The sequence below is a fragment of the Clostridia bacterium genome, assembly GCA_034926675.1.
Taxonomy (GTDB): Bacteria; Bacillota; DTU025; order DTU025; family DTU025; genus JAYFQW01.
This window is the reverse complement of record JAYFQW010000006.1, coordinates 97,809-113,569: the sequence shown is the minus strand read 5'-3', so window position 1 is coordinate 113,569 and position 15,761 is coordinate 97,809. Positions and strand designations below refer to the sequence as shown.

Here is a 15,761-nt window from a genome sequence, read left to right as displayed (position 1 = left end):
GCTTTCCAATCCCAGGCATCATCATATCGTCCGGCACCCGAATGGGGCTGGAACGGAGGTGCAGTCCAAATGAAGATCCAGACCGAGCAAATCGCCATCTCTGGAGTTTTGAGCGCGCTGACCCTTGCCTTGGGCGCCACGGGAATCGGGTTTGTGCCTGTTCCCACGCCGGCTGGAGCTGCCACTCTTATGCATCTTCCCGTGATACTCGCAGGCATTCTCGAGGGACCTACAGTTGGGGCATTCGTCGGGTTCCTGTTCGGCCTGTTCACGTTCAGATTTCTCGGTGATTTTCGCGTCGTGATTCCCGCGAGGCTTCTCATCGGCCCTGCAGCTTACATCGTATTCGCGGCATGCCGAAGGGCCGCGTGGTCTATCCCTGCAGCCGCTGCTCTCGGCAGTGCGGTGAACACCGTGGGCACACTGGCCCTCGCGGTCACCTTCGGTTACATCCCGTTGACGAGCACGGGGCAGACCATAGGCGCCATCACCATTGCGGCAGTTCAGGGCATTCCGGAGGCGCTTGCGGCTGCGGTGATAGTCACACCAGTCGTGCTTGCAGTCCGAAGAGTCGGGTTCGGGAATGGACCAAGGTAGGACACCTGATGACCGGCGGGGACGGAGCGGGCTGGGGGCTCCGGGGGTCTGGCGACGGTTGTCAACGTGGAGGACCTTGTGATACAATCATCTGCAGTCAGATGCATTGGGGGTTGGGACGTTGTTCAAGACGCTTCTCATCATCCTGGAATTCTTGGTCTCTATCGCGCTCATCGCGATTGTTATCCTCCAGCCGAGCAAGGGCGAGGGGCTTGGTTCGTTGGGCGGTGGCAGCCAGCTTTTCTTTTCTAAGAACAAGGGCCTGGACGCGATCCTCGATAAGGCGACTACATGGGTTGCAGTTGCCTTTCTCGTGGTTTCGGTCCTCTTCTCCTTCGTATAGGTCCTGCCGAAAACGAGCCGATGCTGGCAGCCTCGCACTTGGGCTCAGGTGCGAGGTTTTGTCGTCTCTTGCTTCCCGCACGCTTGGGTCCTTATTCCCCACGGTGTAGCGTGCAGGAGCGGTTTGGAGGGGTGGCGCAGTGGATCTCATCGGCGGACTATCATCGAGAGTCAGGCGCAATCCCTGCGGGGTGGCCTTGGTCTCAGGAGATCGCAGCATCACCTATGGGGAGCTATGGGCACGCGTGACAGAGCATGCCCGGGATCTGCAGGATGCGGGCATACGCAGAGGGCAGCGCGTGCTCATACCAATGGGGAACAGCATCGAGTTCGCTTTAGCCTACTACTCCACCATGGCGGCGCACGCTGTTGCGGTCCCTGTCAATCCCACGTTTCGGCGGGATGAACTCAGAGCCATCATGGCGGACTGCCGAGGCGTGGCCATAGTAATGGCTCATCCGAGTTCCAGTGCCCTGCGCGAGGCAGTTGAGGGCGCCTCCACCCGTTTCGGCGCCATAGTGATGGCGCGCGGGAGCACCTGGGAGTTCGCGACGACTGGCAGCTGCGACGGTACGGGGCAGCACACGAATGACGGTGGATCGGCCGACCCCGCTGATGACGATCTCACAGAGCAAGGCGTTGACGTCATCATATACACGTCTGGCACGACAGGCAGGCCCAAGGGCGTGATGCTGACTGGGGCCGGCCTAGCTGCGAACGCGTTGTCATTCGGAAAAGCGATTGGCTGCGAAGAGCATGATGTGCATCTTGCCGTGCTTCCTATGTTCCACTCGTTCGGGGCCACGGTGGCGCTGAACATGCCTCTTCTAACAGGAGGGAGAGCAGTGATCGCGCCGCAGTTTATCCCGGCGGCCATCGCAAGGCTGGCAGTTGCGTCAGGGTCGACTGTGCTCGCGGGAGTGCCCACGATGCTCCTTTCGCTCACTGTGGATCGGGGTGTCGATCCCGCGGCCTTTCGTGGGCTGCGCGCCTGCATTTCCGGGGGGGCCGCTCTTCCCCAGGATGGATTCGACGCCTTTGAAGCCAAGTTTGGCATTAGGATATCCGAGGGCTACGGGCTGACCGAGGCCTCGCCTGTGGTGTCGGTGAATCCGGTGGGCTCAGGTGTGAAACGTGGCTCTGTGGGAATCCCCATACCCGGGGTGACAGTGCGCATCGTCGACGAGATGGGCGCAGACGCTCTCACAGGTGAGGCCGGGGAGATCACAGTGGGAAGTCCCGGGGTAATGACAGGCTACTTCGGAAATCATGGCGAGACAAGCGCTGTGATGGATGGGGCGTGGCTTCGAACCGGGGACATCGGACGGGTGGATTCAGACGGATACCTGTACGTGGCCGACAGGGCCAAGGACATGATCAACGTGGCGGGCTACAAGGTATGCCCGCGCGAAGTTGAGGAGATCCTGAGGCTTCACCCGGCGGTTCAGGATGCGATAGTTGTCGGCAGGCCGGACCCGCTTCGGGGTGAGACTGTGGCGGCTCACGTAGCGATCAGGCCCGGCATGGCGGTTGATGCGGCGGAACTCGCCTCCTTCTGCAGGCGGCGCCTGGCGAACTACAAGACGCCGACGCAGGTTGTTCTGTGTGACTCGGTTCCGCGGGATGGCGCGGGAAAGCCTCTTCGAAGAGCGATCCGCGCCGCCGACAGGGGGGCGCGCGGTGGTCAGAGCCCGCATCCACAGAGCTCGGAAGGCTGAGCAGATGCTTCAGTACTGTACACAGGGAGGGATATCATATGACAAGGGATGAAGCACTGGCCGCAGTTGAGGCCAACGTAAAGAACAAGAACCTGGTGAAGCACATGATCAGCGCGGAGATATGCATGAAGGCTCTTGCGGCGAGGCTTGGCGAGAACGAGGATGCGTGGGGGCTCGCCGGATTGCTCCACGATATCGACTACGACACAGTTGGAACCGACCCCGCCAGGCACTCGTTGTTAGGAGCGGACATGGTGGAGGCGTTGGGCGTCGAGGGCGACGTGGTGTACGCCATAAAGGTGCACAACGACTGCCACGGACTGCCGAGAGTGTCGATGATGGACAAGGCGCTGTACGCAGTTGACCCATTGACTGGCCTGATAGTGGCTTCTGCTCTCATTCATCCCGCCAAGAGATTGAACGCGATCGACACGGGTTTTGTGGTCAACAGATATCATGAGAAAGGCTTCGCTAGGGGTGCGCGGAGGGAGCAGATCGCCGCCTGCGCCGAGTTCGGCATGGAGTTGCCGGAGTTCATAGAGGTGTGCCTCACTGCCATGCAGGCACATGCTTCAGAGCTCGGCCTGTAGTAGGTTCCGGGAGAGGGGGCGCCATGGATGGGTTCCGAGAAGACCGGGGATAGCGCCGGGGAGAAACTGGTGGCTAGCAACAGAAAGGCCAGGCACGAGTATTTCATAGAGGAGACCTACGAGGCCGGGATCTCCCTGACAGGAACGGAGATCCAGAGCGTACGCCGTGGGCGTGTGAGCCTCGGAGACGCCTACGCGGAAGTGCGCGGGGGCGAGATGTTCCTGGTGAACTCCCACATATCCGAGTGGGACTACGGCAACAGGCTTAACCACGACCCACTGCGGCCCCGTCGGCTTCTTCTTCATAAGCACGAGATCACTCGGCTCGACTCGCGGGTCCGCGAGAAAGGCTACACGATCATCCCACTCAGGATGTATCTCGTCCGAGGCCTCGCCAAGGTCGAGATCGGACTTGCCCGCGGGAAGAAACTGTGGGACAAGCGAGAGGATATCGCGAAGCGAGATGCAGACCGCGAGATAGAGAGGGCATCGAAATCGCGAGGGCGAGAGTGACTTGCCCGTGCGGTGGCAGCGTGATATAATCTGGAACGTACACATGGGGGCGTTACGGTTTCGACGGGGAGCGTTTCGCGAGGCGCGGCGTGCCGAGATCCCACCTTCTCGATAAACGGTGGAAGCACGATAAGTGCCAACAACTACGCTTACGCTGCTTAATTAACTGAGCGGCCGTCCGACCCGGGCTTCTCCTGGGAGCTTGGCTAGGGCGTCATTTAATCCAGGATGCTCGCTCACCAATTCTCGGAGGTGCGCGCTAAGATCATCGAGATAGTCTTCGGGTAGCGCGCCCGTGCGCGACTTCGGAGGCAAAACACAGTTCGCGAGCTACGCACGTAGATGCGGCTCAAGTAACCTCTTCGGACCCGGGTTCGACTCCCGGCGCCTCCACCAAGGTTTATGTTGTGTTTTCGGGAACCCGATCAGGCCTCACGACGCTGGAGCGCGTGAGGCCATTTGCTATGCACGGCGAATCCACATCAGCTGTTGTGGATGTCTATCACATGGGGCATTTGGGGGCGCGCCGCAATGCACGCCGAGGTAAAATATTGGATGCAACTATGGAAAAGCGTGGCCTTGACATAGCGGTGCATGCTGATGCAGTATTGGTGCATAGTAATGCACTTGGAGGTGGGATCATGCGCAGGAACACAGTACTCCAACTCGCGGCAACAATTGCTGTCGCTCTACTAGCCTCGGTTGCCGTCTCGGCGGCCGGACTCCCCGCGCCGGCAGGACCTGGGACGCTGCAGTTTCGGATCAGCTTCCCGGCAGAGGCGAACCCCGGCCCCCTTGACGGAAGGGTGTTCGTGATCATCTCGAAGGATGCCGGAAGCGAGCCCAAAGATGATGTGGATGTCACTGGCGTCCCGCTCTGGGGCAAGGAGATCTCCGGGGCTATGCCGGGACAGATCATGACGATCTCTTCCGGGGATCCTGATGTGGATGGGTATCCAATCGCCGATATCAGCGGCATTCCTGCCGGCGACTACTTCGTGCAGGCGTTTTTCACCATATACACCACCTACCATAGGGCAGATGGACACACGGTGAAGCTGCCCGCGTCGACCGGTGGAGGCGGCCCGCTGGCCATGTTCAGCACTCCTGGAAACCTCAAGAGCAAGGCGGAGAAGATGCATATCGATCCGGCATCCAAAGCTCCGGTGAACCTCAGCCTGTCTCAGGCGATGCCAGGCCTTCCGGCCGAAGGGTCAGGCCAAGTAGCGCAACAGGGCAATTACGCCGATACCGACATGGTGAAATACGTGAAAATCCAGAGTAAGCTCCTCTCCGACTTTTGGGGCCAACCGATGTACATAGGCGCTAACATCCTACTCCCTAGGACATATGCCAGCCATCCTGAGGCGCATTACCCAGTCTGGTATCAGCAGGGCCACTGGCCGGGAGGCAGGCCTCCGCTCCGCTACGGACAGGGACGTTCGATCGACAAGTTCTGGGCATCGGAGCAGTGCCCGCAGATGATAGTCGTGGAGATCCGAGATGAGAATCCATACTACGATACATCCTACTCGATCAATTCTGCGAACCTTGGGCCTTACGGCGATGCCATCATGACTGAACTGATTCCGTACATCGAGAGCAACTTCCGCGCTATCCCCCAGGCCTGGGCGCGCCTTCTGAGTGGAGGATCCACTGGAGGATGGGAGGCTCTCGCTTTGCAGGTATGGCGCCCTGACTCTTTCGGCGGGACCTGGCCGCTGTGCCCTGATTCGGGCGACTTCAGCTACTTCCAGCTGATCAACATCTACAAGGACGCCAACGCCTACTACACCGAGTACGAATGGACCCAGGTCGAGCGCCCGTCGGCGCGAGCCACGGATGGGAACATCAAATTCACGGTGAAGCAGGAGAACGACTGGGAGCGCGCACTTGGACCCGGCAACAAGTCTGGTGGGCAATGGTCGGTTTGGGAAGCCGTATACGGACCTGTGGGGCCAGATGGCTATCCCGCGAGGATATGGGATCCAATAACCGGCGTGATCAACAAGGATGTCGCCGCATTCTGGAAGGAGAACTTCGACATCCGGTACAAGCTCGAGAAGGAGTGGGCGACGATCGGTCCGAAACTCGTGGGCAAGATTCACATTCGCGTTGGCGACATGGATAACTACTACCTGAACAATGGAGTCTACAAGATACAGGAGTTCCTGGAGGCGACGAAGGACCCATATTACGATGGGTGCGTGAAGTGCTTCCCACGCCTTGGCCACACGGGGAACATCACAAATGAGGAACTGCTGGCCGAGATGGCAGAGCATCTCACGAAGCACGCGCCCGAGGGCGCCCTTGGAACGCTGTGGCTAAAGTAGCCTCGGGGTGAATCGCGCATGAAGACCGGGCGGCGGGGAATCCCCGCCGCCTCATCCTACCTTCGCCACGACACCGCCCATCCACCGATTCCAGATCCGGTCGGAGCAGGGGCGCCAGGCTGGTAATCTATGGCCAGGTTGTTCTTGCACTGGAACGAGCCCTCTGCCAGTACGCTTCCTGTGAGTGTCATGTTGTTCATCACGTGCACGTTCTTCTTCACGATCAGATGGGTCATCCCCCAGCTCGTAGCGGCGTTGTTCTTGGCTTCCATATGACCATCGACAATGACGACAAGGTCTCCTGAGAAGATGAGGTTATTGTTCGCGACAAGATCGCCGCTGATATAGAGAATCCCGTTTCCGCTGGGGCAGATGATGTTGACGTCGTTCTTGCCGGCGATGCCATTGCTGAGGTAATTGGCGCCGGTTACGGTTATGGTGTCGCCAACCACCTGAGGTGAAGGATACTTGGAATACTCGTTCTCCGCGAATACGGGGAAGACTTGCGGACTCCTGGGGTAGAGCCCATACCCTGGATCCACGGCTATGCCGGTGATGGTTCCTCCTGCCACTACATCGGCGCCGTGGACGTAGTTGTTCTGCTCGCCCTGAATGAACTGGCCAGCATACAGCCCGTAGCTGTACACACCAGTGTACACTGCCAATTGGACAGTCTGGGACACGCGATTCACGGTGGCCGTGGACGTGATTGAATAGGAACCGCCGTCGCGGCTTATGAATCCGCTCGCTGAAACGGTTCCAATCTGGGCTGAGAAGTCCCTGGTGGTGCGGTAAGACGAATCAGTTTTGATGAGGTTGTAGGCCTTCTCCGCGCCGCCCTCGGCTGCAAGCAGTGCCTGTACCTTGTTTCGATTATTCATCTGTATCTGATAAGTAGATGAGGCCGCCATTATCAGGCCAGCGCTTATGGTTCCGAGAATGGCGAGGGCCACAAGGGAAATGACCAGCACCGAACCTCGCTGGTCGGTGTCGAGTCGGAACCTCGTGGGCATTGGCTTGACCCCCTATCGCCTAATCGTGACTCTCGTTGCAGCTGTCCTCGATATTCCTCGGACCGAGCTCGTAAGCTGTACATCATAAGAGTCTGCGGAGGCTTCGGACATCACTAGGCTCGTGATATCTGAGCAGACGCGGCCAGTGGACACAGTGCCATCAGGGCGCAGCGTGTGCATTTCGAGCGTGGTCTGCGATAGAGAGAATGCGTATGAATAGTCTCCAGTCTGCGTCCTCACCAGGATAGCCGGAGACGAGGGCGAAGACAGATCTACATTGCTCGCTACCCTGAGTTTCGATGACACTGCCATGAGTGCAGCCTCTGACTCTCTCGTGGCCGCTGCCATCGCAGATCCGGACCGCCAGGAGGCGTTGGCTGCACCTACTGTGCTCCACACTGCCGCTACAAGCATAGCAGACAGAACGAGGGTTACGAGAACCTCCACAAGCGAGGCGCCTCTATCGTTCAGCAAATAGCGTTTGGTGGACGACACTGCGCTCAGATCCTCCCACACTGTAGTTGACAGTCACCTGTAGGGTCCACGTCCGATTGGGAGACACTCCTGATTCGGACACCAACACGGTTCTGCTGTAGCTGCCAAGCCCCCGCGATGCCAGAGCTGCCGACTCCTGCTGCGCGGTTCTGGCCACCAGCCTCGATTCATCATGCGAGTTGAAGTAGGCCCGGCACTCCTCTATTGCTTCACCTGCCAGGTTGCCAGCGGTTGCTGCCATCTCTGCCGCCCGCTCCATCCTGATCGCCTCGGATATCGACGCAAGAAGAGACGTTAGAGCCAGACTGACGATTACCACAGAGACCAGCACTTCAACCATGGTGGAACCTCGCTCGTGGAAGGGACCAGTCACACAAACAACCCCCCAGTGCGTCGCATCGTTGGCATAGGATGTATGGATATCCACAAGTATTATATCATACCTGCATGGCCCTGCATTTCGGTAGCGCGCACATGCGTGCAGACCCCAGGGCGCACACCTGATGGAGGATTTGGAATCATGCTGACGAAAGAATCGACAGAGTGCGGTCACTATCGTAACAGACTGTCGCGGGGATGTACAACGAGGAGGTTGGAATGAGGACATGAAGCCAAGAAGCATTCGGGACGGGGTCATGTGGAACGGCGCTGTGGATTGGGACAGGCGTCTGTTCGATGCACTGGTCCCAATTCCAGATGGAACCAGCTACAACGCGTACTTGGTCCGAGGGCGCGATAAGATCGCGTTGCTCGACACCGTGGACCCCTCACAGTCAGGTGAGCTTATGAGGCAGCTCGATGAGGTGGAACGAATCGACTACATCGTGGCTCACCACGCCGAACAGGATCATTCGGGCTCAATCCCCGATGTTCTGGCGAGGCATCCTGAGGCGGTGGTGGTGTGCACTCCCAAGTGCAAGACAATGCTCATGGATCTGCTCCACCTGTCGGAAAGTGACATAATGACCGTGTATGATGGGGAAGTGCTGGATCTCGGCGGGAGGACCCTGCGGTTCATCCACGCTCCGTGGGTGCATTGGCCTGAGACTATGTTCAGCTACCTCGTGGAGGAGAGAATCCTCTTCACGTGCGACTTTCTCGGCTCTCATCTCGCCACGAGTCAGCTGTACGCTGGAAAGGGCCCGAAGGCGCAGGAGGCTGCTAAGAGGTATTTCGCAGAGATCATGATGCCGTTTGGCAACATCATCACGAAGAACCTTGACAAGATCGCCTCACTGGACATCGAACTCGTCGCGCCCAGCCATGGGCCCATCCAGGACGATCCGGAGTTCATCATCGAGAAGTACCGGGCGTGGACGAGCGGTCCAATGTCGAACCTGGTTTCCCTTCCCTACGTCAGCATGCACGGCAGCACCAGGATGATGGTTGACGCGTTTGTGCAGGAGTTGACGGCCAGGGGAGTGATGGTGGAGCGGTTCGAGCTTACCGGGTCTGAGGTGGGGCGCATCGCCATGTCTCTTGTGGATGCGGCTACCGTCGTGATTGGCACGCCAACAGTTCTAGCAGGCGCTCATCCCGCAGCGGCCAATGTGGCCTTCCTGGCCAACGCACTTCGGCCCAGGACGAAGTACGTGTCGGTGATCAACTCCTTCAGCTGGGGCGGTAAGGCAGTGGAACAGATAGCGGCCGCTATCGCGAATCTGAAGGCAGAGATCATCCAGCCAGTCGTATGCAAGGGGATGCCGCGCGAAGCAGATTTCCAGGCGATAGAGGGACTTGCCGACGCGATCGCAGCCAAGCACAGGGAGGCAGGGCTTGCCTGACCGCACAATCACGGGGACAGGCTGGATTGAACGGTGATGCACAGCTGAAGGTGGCGATTTCATTGGAAAGGGAGAGCCGGTATCTTGGAAGCCTTCTCGGCCTCGCTGTCGGCGATGCCATAGGGGCACAGGTCGAGTTCATGCCCCCCGGATCATTCCCAGTGGTGACCGATATGGTTGGAGGCGGCCCCCATGGTCTCGCTCCCGGGCAGTTCACCGACGATACTTCGATGGCGCTTTGCCTTGCAGCATCATTGGTGGAGATCAGGAGGTTCGACCCTGTAGACCAGTTGCGCAGATACCTGGAATGGCTGCGGAAAGGATACATGTCGTGCACCGGACGGGCGTTCGATGTGGGGAACACCACAATGGCGGCTCTCCGGAGGTTCGAACGCACTGGTGAGGCCTACTGTGGAACAGATGACCCGGGTGCGGCGGGAAACGGCTCGATAATGCGGCTTGCGCCTGTGCCTCTGTTCTTCGCTGCTGATCCAGCGAAGGCGGTGGAGATGTCGGGCCTGAGTTCGCGAACGACCCACGGTGCTCGCAATGCGGTGGATGCCTGCCGGTACCTGGGAGCGCTCATCGCAGGGGCTGTAGCTGGAGCGGACAAGGACAAGATACTATCCAGCCACTTCCAGCCTTCCCTTGGAATATGGGAGGGTGCTCCCCTAGCCTCGGCAATCGATGCGATTGCGCATGGGTCATTCAAACGTCCTGCCAATCCCCGCGGCACGGGCTATGTCGTGGATTCGCTGGAAGCAGCGCTTTGGGCGTTTTTCCACGGGGAATCGTTCGAGGACGGGCTCTTGAAGGCGGTTAACCTAGGGGATGATGCGGATACCACTGCTGCAGTGTATGGGCAGCTCGCAGGGGCCTATTACGGAGTAGAAGCGATCCCATCGAAATGGCTCCGAGTGATCGCCATGAGGAGCACAATTGAGAATCTCGCATCAGGTTTGCATGAGATGGCTTGGGAGCCTCGCAATCCAGATAGGACTCCTGCTCCTCACGTCCCGCATGTAAATGTTCCCAGCTTGGAATTCGGAGATGAACCCCTCAACCAATTCGGCGAAGGATCGGTGTAGATATTGGCATCAAAGCCTGCAAGCCGAAGGAGTCATGGCACGTCAAAACCGTGGGGCGAGTCTATCCCATGTTCAGCACCCTTGGGCGTTCAATCGCTCGGTTTTCGCTGCAGCCCTGAGCTCGCTAGATAGTCTGTACCCGGGGCATTGCCTTGGCATCGCGGAAGGCAACGTCTCGCACGCCGTCTACAGCCGCTGATGCGGCTCCGTGGTTCTCAAGATTCCGGTCCCGCAGGCTGTCAATGTCGGCCAAACCGGCATTGTCGCGCGCTCAATGCCACTCAATTGGACATTGACCACGGGGTCAGTGTCCAATTGGTCGACATTGACGGTCCGACTCCCGCGGTCGAGGTTCGCGCAGATTCCATGACGCGCGCGGGCGATTTCCGAAAACACGTCTAGCTGCAAGTCAGCCGCGCCACATTATGCCATGATCCCGCTCTCTCGCGCGCAGTGTCGCCAATTTCGCCGGAACGCGCGTTTGGAGGATCTCAATGCTGGTTTCATCGACACTGCGGGCGTCTCAATGCTGGTTTCATCGACAGTATCGTTCCAGTGCTCGATCGCGTTGGTCGCGCCTCGTCAGGCGGCGCGGGGACACAGCCGGGGATCATATATGTGGCGCGGCTGCAGCAGCGCGCCACGCTGACCACCCGACCCTGGCCAAACGTGTGTCTCCATGCCCGTTGGGGCGTCTCAATGCTGGTGGTCTGGGGGCCGAAACGCCAGTATTCTGGGCGCCCTCGGAGCCCCAGTCCATATTCAGAAGCCTGAACGGCTGGAGGCTCTTGCATATGTAGTGCTCCTCGCAGCTCTGGTTCGTGCGATCATCCAGCGACGAGCAAGGCGTTATGCTGAAGCCACTGATGAGGAGTTGCCGATCCCGGGCAAAAGGACAACAAAACGGCCTACAGCACGGATGATCCTGGATTCGTTTGATGCTGTCATCGTTGTTCAGCTTCCCGATGGCAGTCGGCTGCTTTCCGAATCAAAGCCGTTCCCGGACAAGATGCTCCGGACCCTCGGAGTATCGCACTATCGCCGTCGGTCTGCATAACAATTCCGCGAGAAAACCGCTTCCTCTGAAAACCAAGCGACTCAAGGCCCGAGGGTGCTGAATATGGGGCGAAGGATCGGTGTAGATATTGGCGTCAAAGCCTGCAAGCCGAAGGAGTCGTGGCACGTTAAAACCGTGGCGCGAGTCTATCCAAACGCGGAGTGCCATCTCTTCGTGTTCTACACACGTTGTGCAACAGCATGCACCTCCGGGATCCACATTACCAGAGCGAGCAAATAAGCCTTTAGCTGATCATTCCCCAAATGCCTGCTTGCCATATGTTACATGCGGAACGTGAGCTGCTCACTTCGCATAGGGCATTGAGCAGGTTCTCCCCGGGGCCGGGCACTAATCGCGCCGCTTGACCTATCGGCCCCGAACCACCCGCCCCAGGATCTGCGCCCTACGCGATGGGTCCCGCTGATCCGATCTCAGCATGCATGCCCTGAAAGCTGGCGAAGTTCTTCGCGAATCTGTGAGCGAGATCCTGCGCGGCCCTGTCGTACGCCGCACTGTCAGCCCACAGTCCTCTCTGGTTGAGAGTCTCCTGCGGAACACCTGGGCAGGACGCTGGCACGAGGACGTTGAAGATCGGATCCCGGCTGTATGCTGCCGAGTCGAGCGATCCATCGAGTGCAGCAGAGACCATGGCGCGAGTATGCCTGAGGCTGATCCTCTTGCCGACACCGTAAGGCCCGCCAATCCATCCGGTGTTCACCAGATACACTGCCGAACCATGCTTGTCCAGCCTATCCCCCAGCATCTCAGCGTATTTCGCAGGCGGCATGGGAAGGAACGGAGCGCCGAAACAGGCGGAGAAGGTGGCCGTAGGCTCAATAATCCCACGTTCGGTTCCTGCGAGTTTGCTTGTGTACCCGGAGATGAAGTGGTACATGGCAGCTGCCCGATCCAGTTTGGAGATGGGTGGCATCACTCCGAAGGCATCAGCGGTCAGAAAGATCACCGTGGATGGGTGGCCTCCGACTCCAGGGATCTGCGCATTCGGAATATACTCCACCGGATATCCCGCGCGTGTGTTCTCAGTGATCGAGTCGCTTGAATAGTCCGGGATCCGTGTCAGTGGATCCACCAACACGTTCTCTGTGATGGAGCCGAACTTGATCGCATCCCAGATCTGCGGTTCATGCTCATGGGAAAGGCCGATGCATTTGGCATAGCATCCTCCTTCGAAGTTGAAGATGCCGCTGTCGTCCCATCCGTGCTCATCATCGCCAATAAGCCTGCGTGCAGGGTCTGCGGAAAGCGTTGTCTTCCCAGTTCCGGAAAGCCCGAAGAATAGGGCCGTCCTCCCGTCAGCGCCTACATTCGCGGAACAGTGCATCGGCAGCACGCCCGCCAGGGGCATCAGGTAGTTCATCACAGTAAACACGGACTTCTTCATTTCTCCTGCGTAGTGCGTTCCACCGATCAGCACGACCCTCTTCGCGAAGTTGACGATTACGAACGCTTCTGACCTTGTTCCATCGAGCTCCGGATCCGCATTGAAGCCTGGGGCGGCAATGACGGTGAAACTGGGCTTGTGCGACTTGAGTTGCTCAGCCGAGGGCCGGAGCAGGAGCTGGGTGATGAAGGCGTTCTGCCACGCGTACTGGTTGATCACCCTAATGGGCAGCTCGTAGGCTGGATCTGCTCCCGCGAACCCATCGAACACATAGACTTGCCTGCCCTGAAGGTATGCCATAACCCTCCTGTAAAGCGCGTCGAACCGCTCCTGCGAGAAGGGTTTGTTCACGTTTCCCCACGCAATCCTGTCGTGGCTCTCAGGCTCGTCCACCACGAACTTATCCTCCGGAGAACGGCCGGTGTACTTCCCCGTGGCAACGCACAGTGCGCCTGTGGCGCTGAGAACGCCTTCGCCGTTTGCCAAGGCGGCTTCAATAAGCGACGGCAGCGAAAGGTTGTGGTGTATAGCTCCTGGGTTGATGAGGCCGATTGACTGAATCTCGTTGACCAGGCTGCGCAATTCGAACACCCGACTCTCTACAAATTCTGGTAATGCATATAAGATGTACACAAGTTAGCACAATGCAATATGCGCGTCAAGCTGCCCGTGCATGCTGCTCGCTCCATGCTCGGGCAGCTGAGGCGCGGTCTCGGTGTCACCAGACCTTCCTAGATGATAGATGCTCATGAACGAGGTTGAGCGTCTCGCCGAATCTCTGGAAATGCACTACCTCCCGTTCACGCAGGAAACGGAGAACATCGGTAGCGCCCGGGTCGTCTGATAGGTTGATGAGATGCTCATACGTGGCCCTGGCTTTCTCCTCGGCGGCCAGGTCTTCGTGGAGATCGGCTATGGGATCGCCCTTGGACTGGATGTACGCGGCAATCCACGGGACACCGTCACCGTTCACAAGGAATACCGACCTATCGTGATCGGCGTAGTAGCCATCCATCCCAGCCGCCTTTATTTGTTGGATCGATGCCCCCTTGAGCAGGTTGTACACGAGAGATGCCACCATCTCCATGTGAGCCAATTCCTCTGTTCCGATATCGGTCAGGACCCCCACTGCCTGGGAGGTTGGCATGGAGTAGCGCTGCGTAAGGTAGCGCATGGACGCGCCTAGCTCCCCGTCAGGGCCTCCATACTGGGTGACCACGGACTTCGCGAGCTTTGGATTCGGTCCGCTCACCTTCATGGGATACTCGAGTTTCTTCTCATACACCCACATCTGGCATTCCCTCCTTCCGCACGGCCGGAATCAAGATTGACTTTGCCAGGGCCATGGCTCATCCACCCATGACCACCGGCAGCGCGCTATCGAGTTCCCGAAGTTCATCATCGGTCCAAACGCGTGCTCGTACGCGTCACATGTTTGACGCAGCGCCACACATACCTGGTTGTAATCGGCCAAGGCCCTGGAGTCACATGGATGTGTGTCGAGGTACAGGTTCAGGTCGACTGCGGTGAACTCAAGAGCCTGAATCCGTTCGAGCATCTCCTCGCGGGTTCTCACACACGGCATTAGCCATCTGCCTCCTTTGGCTCACACGGGCATTCCCGCTCAGGCACGTAGGCCATGACTAGCTCCGGGAAGATCGTCCCGTGCTTGAGGCCCTCGATGGGGTTGAATCTCTGAGTGTACGCCTGCGGACATACATGCGCCACGGCCAGCATCGCAGGCTGATGCACGTCATAAGGTCTCATGGATCGTCCTCCCTTGCACCCGAAGTTACCGAGACGGGACATTCCAGCCCATCCTATTCGCCAACCCATGCTGGGCCATCATCACCTTGGGCACTTTTGAAGGAATCTCGCCGCACGGGGGGAATAACTCCAAGGTGAAGCCATTTCGGGAAGGGGGCTTTCTTCTGTGGTTAGAACAAACAGAGAAAAGGTTGTCATGATGTCTATTCAGGGGGTGGTCGCACCGCCTGTGCGGAGGCAGGCATTCAGAATCGGCTCCGATGGCGTGCCGTTTGCACTTCCAGGGGTAGGTGGGATAACCTACAACGTTCGCGTCGGAGATCCCGCCTTCGGCTGGGCAGCGGATCACGTGGAACCTGGGGTCTCCACTGCGGCTGATTACGACAAGCGCGGCGATGCCAAGAACACTGGGTACAACGTTCTCGCCTGCATCGGAAACAAGGCTCGCGTGGTGAGCGGGGATGCAAAGGGCGCTCAGGGAGTGGTCACCGGGCACCACGGTGGAATCGAGCATGTCATCATCGACTTCGATGAGGATGCCATGGACAAGCTTGCCATCGATGACAAGATTCTGATTCGCTCGTTTGGGCAGGGGTTGGCGCTTACGGACTACCCTGACATCAAGCTGCTCAACCTGGATCCCGGTCTTCTTGAGCTGATGAATCCGGAAGAGGCTTCTGGCGTGATCCGAGTGCGCGTGGCTGCGCTGGTTCCGGCCGTTCTGATGGGATCGGGGATAGGCTCGGCTGATGCTGCGTCCGGCGACTACGACATCACCACCACCGACAAGGAAGAGATCGCACGCTTGGGCATTGATAAGCTCCGCTTTGGCGATATCGTTGCTCTGCAGGACTGCGACAACCTGTATGGAAGGAGCTTCAGGCGCGGCGCAATCAGCATCGGGGTTGTGGTGCACTCCGACTGTCTGCTGGCAGGCCACGGCCCGGGCGTTGCCACGATCATGACCTCCGCTTCATCATGCATTGAACCGGTGGTGTGTGAAGCAGCCAACATCGGCCGATACCTAGGCCTCGGGCGATACAGGAAGTAGCCGGGTCGCTG

Annotated in this window: 17 protein-coding genes and 1 other RNA gene; 11 read left to right on the top strand and 7 right to left on the bottom strand. The window is 58.7% G+C overall.

All coding sequences use genetic code 11. From position 1 onward, the window contains the following. Positions 1-69 precede the first annotated feature (69 nt). The 7 genes from VB144_02865 (at position 70) to VB144_02835 (ending at position 6,093) form a co-directional block, all read left to right on the top strand. Complete coding sequence (locus VB144_02865; GenBank protein MEA4882597.1) at positions 70-597, top strand: ECF transporter S component; 528 nt, start codon at positions 70-72, stop codon at positions 595-597. 121 nt (positions 598-718) lie between these two features. After that, positions 719-940: a preprotein translocase subunit SecG gene (gene secG / locus VB144_02860; GenBank protein MEA4882596.1), complete on the top strand. Its 222-nt coding sequence runs from the start codon at positions 719-721 to the stop codon at positions 938-940. A 139-nt stretch (positions 941-1,079) separates the two neighbouring features. After that, complete coding sequence (locus tag VB144_02855; GenBank protein ID MEA4882595.1) at positions 1,080-2,657, top strand: AMP-binding protein; 1,578 nt, start codon at positions 1,080-1,082, stop codon at positions 2,655-2,657. A gap of 38 nt (positions 2,658-2,695) precedes the next feature. Continuing rightward, on the top strand, positions 2,696-3,247 hold the full coding sequence (locus tag VB144_02850; GenBank protein ID MEA4882594.1) for an HDIG domain-containing protein: 552 nt from the start codon (positions 2,696-2,698) through the stop codon (positions 3,245-3,247). A gap of 27 nt (positions 3,248-3,274) precedes the next feature. Further along, positions 3,275-3,760 (top strand): SsrA-binding protein SmpB, encoded by a 486-nt coding sequence (gene smpB, locus VB144_02845; protein MEA4882593.1) that lies wholly within the window; start codon positions 3,275-3,277, stop codon positions 3,758-3,760. Positions 3,761-3,805: 45 nt separating this feature from the next. Further along, positions 3,806-4,156: a transfer-messenger RNA gene (gene ssrA / locus VB144_02840) on the top strand. Between the two features lie 245 nt (positions 4,157-4,401). Next, positions 4,402-6,093, top strand: a complete 1,692-nt coding sequence (locus VB144_02835; GenBank protein ID MEA4882592.1) for an alpha/beta hydrolase-fold protein — start codon at positions 4,402-4,404, stop codon at positions 6,091-6,093. 56 nt (positions 6,094-6,149) lie between these two features. Here the strand turns inward: VB144_02835 and VB144_02830 are convergent, their stop codons facing one another. From VB144_02830 to VB144_02820, 3 genes are read right to left on the bottom strand one after another with little or no spacing between them, the layout of a single operon-like run. Continuing rightward, on the bottom strand, positions 6,150-7,106 hold the full coding sequence (locus tag VB144_02830; protein MEA4882591.1) for a hypothetical protein: 957 nt from the start codon (positions 7,104-7,106) through the stop codon (positions 6,150-6,152). 12 nt (positions 7,107-7,118) lie between these two features. Next, on the bottom strand, positions 7,119-7,601 hold the full coding sequence (locus VB144_02825; GenBank protein ID MEA4882590.1) for a prepilin-type N-terminal cleavage/methylation domain-containing protein: 483 nt from the start codon (positions 7,599-7,601) through the stop codon (positions 7,119-7,121). Next, positions 7,567-7,941 (bottom strand): hypothetical protein, encoded by a 375-nt coding sequence (locus VB144_02820; protein ID MEA4882589.1) that lies wholly within the window; start codon positions 7,939-7,941, stop codon positions 7,567-7,569. Before VB144_02820 ends, VB144_02825 begins: the two co-directional genes overlap by 35 nt. A 265-nt stretch (positions 7,942-8,206) precedes the next feature. Between VB144_02820 and VB144_02815 the strand changes: the two genes are divergently transcribed. The 3 genes from VB144_02815 to VB144_02805 all read left to right on the top strand — a co-directional run bounded on the left by VB144_02815 (position 8,207) and on the right by VB144_02805 (position 11,530). Beyond that, the gene (locus VB144_02815) at positions 8,207-9,385 is read left to right on the top strand and encodes an FprA family A-type flavoprotein (GenBank protein ID MEA4882588.1); all 1,179 of its coding nucleotides are present in this window, start codon (positions 8,207-8,209) and stop codon (positions 9,383-9,385) included. Between the two features lie 62 nt (positions 9,386-9,447). Continuing rightward, entirely contained in the window at positions 9,448-10,473 is a 1,026-nt protein-coding gene (locus tag VB144_02810; GenBank protein ID MEA4882587.1) for an ADP-ribosylglycohydrolase family protein, read from the top strand. 799 nt (positions 10,474-11,272) lie between these two features. Next, complete coding sequence (locus tag VB144_02805; protein MEA4882586.1) at positions 11,273-11,530, top strand: hypothetical protein; 258 nt, start codon at positions 11,273-11,275, stop codon at positions 11,528-11,530. A gap of 403 nt (positions 11,531-11,933) precedes the next feature. Here the strand turns inward: VB144_02805 and pckA are convergent, their stop codons facing one another. The 4 genes from pckA to VB144_02785 all read right to left on the bottom strand — a co-directional run bounded on the left by pckA (position 11,934) and on the right by VB144_02785 (position 14,699). Further along, positions 11,934-13,505, bottom strand: a complete 1,572-nt coding sequence (pckA, locus tag VB144_02800; protein MEA4882585.1) for a phosphoenolpyruvate carboxykinase (ATP) — start codon at positions 13,503-13,505, stop codon at positions 11,934-11,936. A gap of 145 nt (positions 13,506-13,650) precedes the next feature. Continuing rightward, positions 13,651-14,223 (bottom strand): manganese catalase family protein, encoded by a 573-nt coding sequence (locus VB144_02795; GenBank protein MEA4882584.1) that lies wholly within the window; start codon positions 14,221-14,223, stop codon positions 13,651-13,653. Between the two features lie 30 nt (positions 14,224-14,253). After that, positions 14,254-14,517: a spore coat protein CotJB gene (locus tag VB144_02790; protein MEA4882583.1), complete on the bottom strand. Its 264-nt coding sequence runs from the start codon at positions 14,515-14,517 to the stop codon at positions 14,254-14,256. Next, on the bottom strand, positions 14,517-14,699 hold the full coding sequence (locus VB144_02785; GenBank protein ID MEA4882582.1) for a spore coat associated protein CotJA: 183 nt from the start codon (positions 14,697-14,699) through the stop codon (positions 14,517-14,519). Before VB144_02785 ends, VB144_02790 begins: the two co-directional genes overlap by 1 nt. 166 nt (positions 14,700-14,865) lie before the next feature. Between VB144_02785 and VB144_02780 the strand changes: the two genes are divergently transcribed. After that, entirely contained in the window at positions 14,866-15,750 is an 885-nt protein-coding gene (locus VB144_02780; protein MEA4882581.1) for a DUF4438 domain-containing protein, read from the top strand. Positions 15,751-15,761 lie beyond the last annotated feature (11 nt).

Excerpts from the sequence above, each read along its gene's own strand:
- VB144_02830 (MEA4882591.1), bottom strand. The coding sequence starts at position 7,106 with ATGCCCACGAGGTTCCGACTCGACACCGACCAGCGAGGTTCGGTGCTG.
- VB144_02820 (MEA4882589.1), bottom strand. The coding sequence starts at position 7,941 with ATGGTTGAAGTGCTGGTCTCTGTGGTAATCGTCAGTCTGGCTCTAACG.
- VB144_02785 (MEA4882582.1), bottom strand. The coding sequence starts at position 14,699 with ATGAGACCTTATGACGTGCATCAGCCTGCGATGCTGGCCGTGGCGCAT.
- VB144_02795 (MEA4882584.1), bottom strand. The coding sequence starts at position 14,223 with ATGTGGGTGTATGAGAAGAAACTCGAGTATCCCATGAAGGTGAGCGGA.
- VB144_02790 (MEA4882583.1), bottom strand. The coding sequence starts at position 14,517 with ATGCCGTGTGTGAGAACCCGCGAGGAGATGCTCGAACGGATTCAGGCT.
- VB144_02850 (MEA4882594.1), top strand. The coding sequence starts at position 2,696 with ATGACAAGGGATGAAGCACTGGCCGCAGTTGAGGCCAACGTAAAGAAC.
- VB144_02815 (MEA4882588.1), top strand. The coding sequence starts at position 8,207 with ATGAAGCCAAGAAGCATTCGGGACGGGGTCATGTGGAACGGCGCTGTG.
- VB144_02865 (MEA4882597.1), top strand. The coding sequence starts at position 70 with ATGAAGATCCAGACCGAGCAAATCGCCATCTCTGGAGTTTTGAGCGCG.
- smpB (MEA4882593.1), top strand. The coding sequence starts at position 3,275 with ATGGGTTCCGAGAAGACCGGGGATAGCGCCGGGGAGAAACTGGTGGCT.
- VB144_02835 (MEA4882592.1), top strand. The coding sequence starts at position 4,402 with ATGCGCAGGAACACAGTACTCCAACTCGCGGCAACAATTGCTGTCGCT.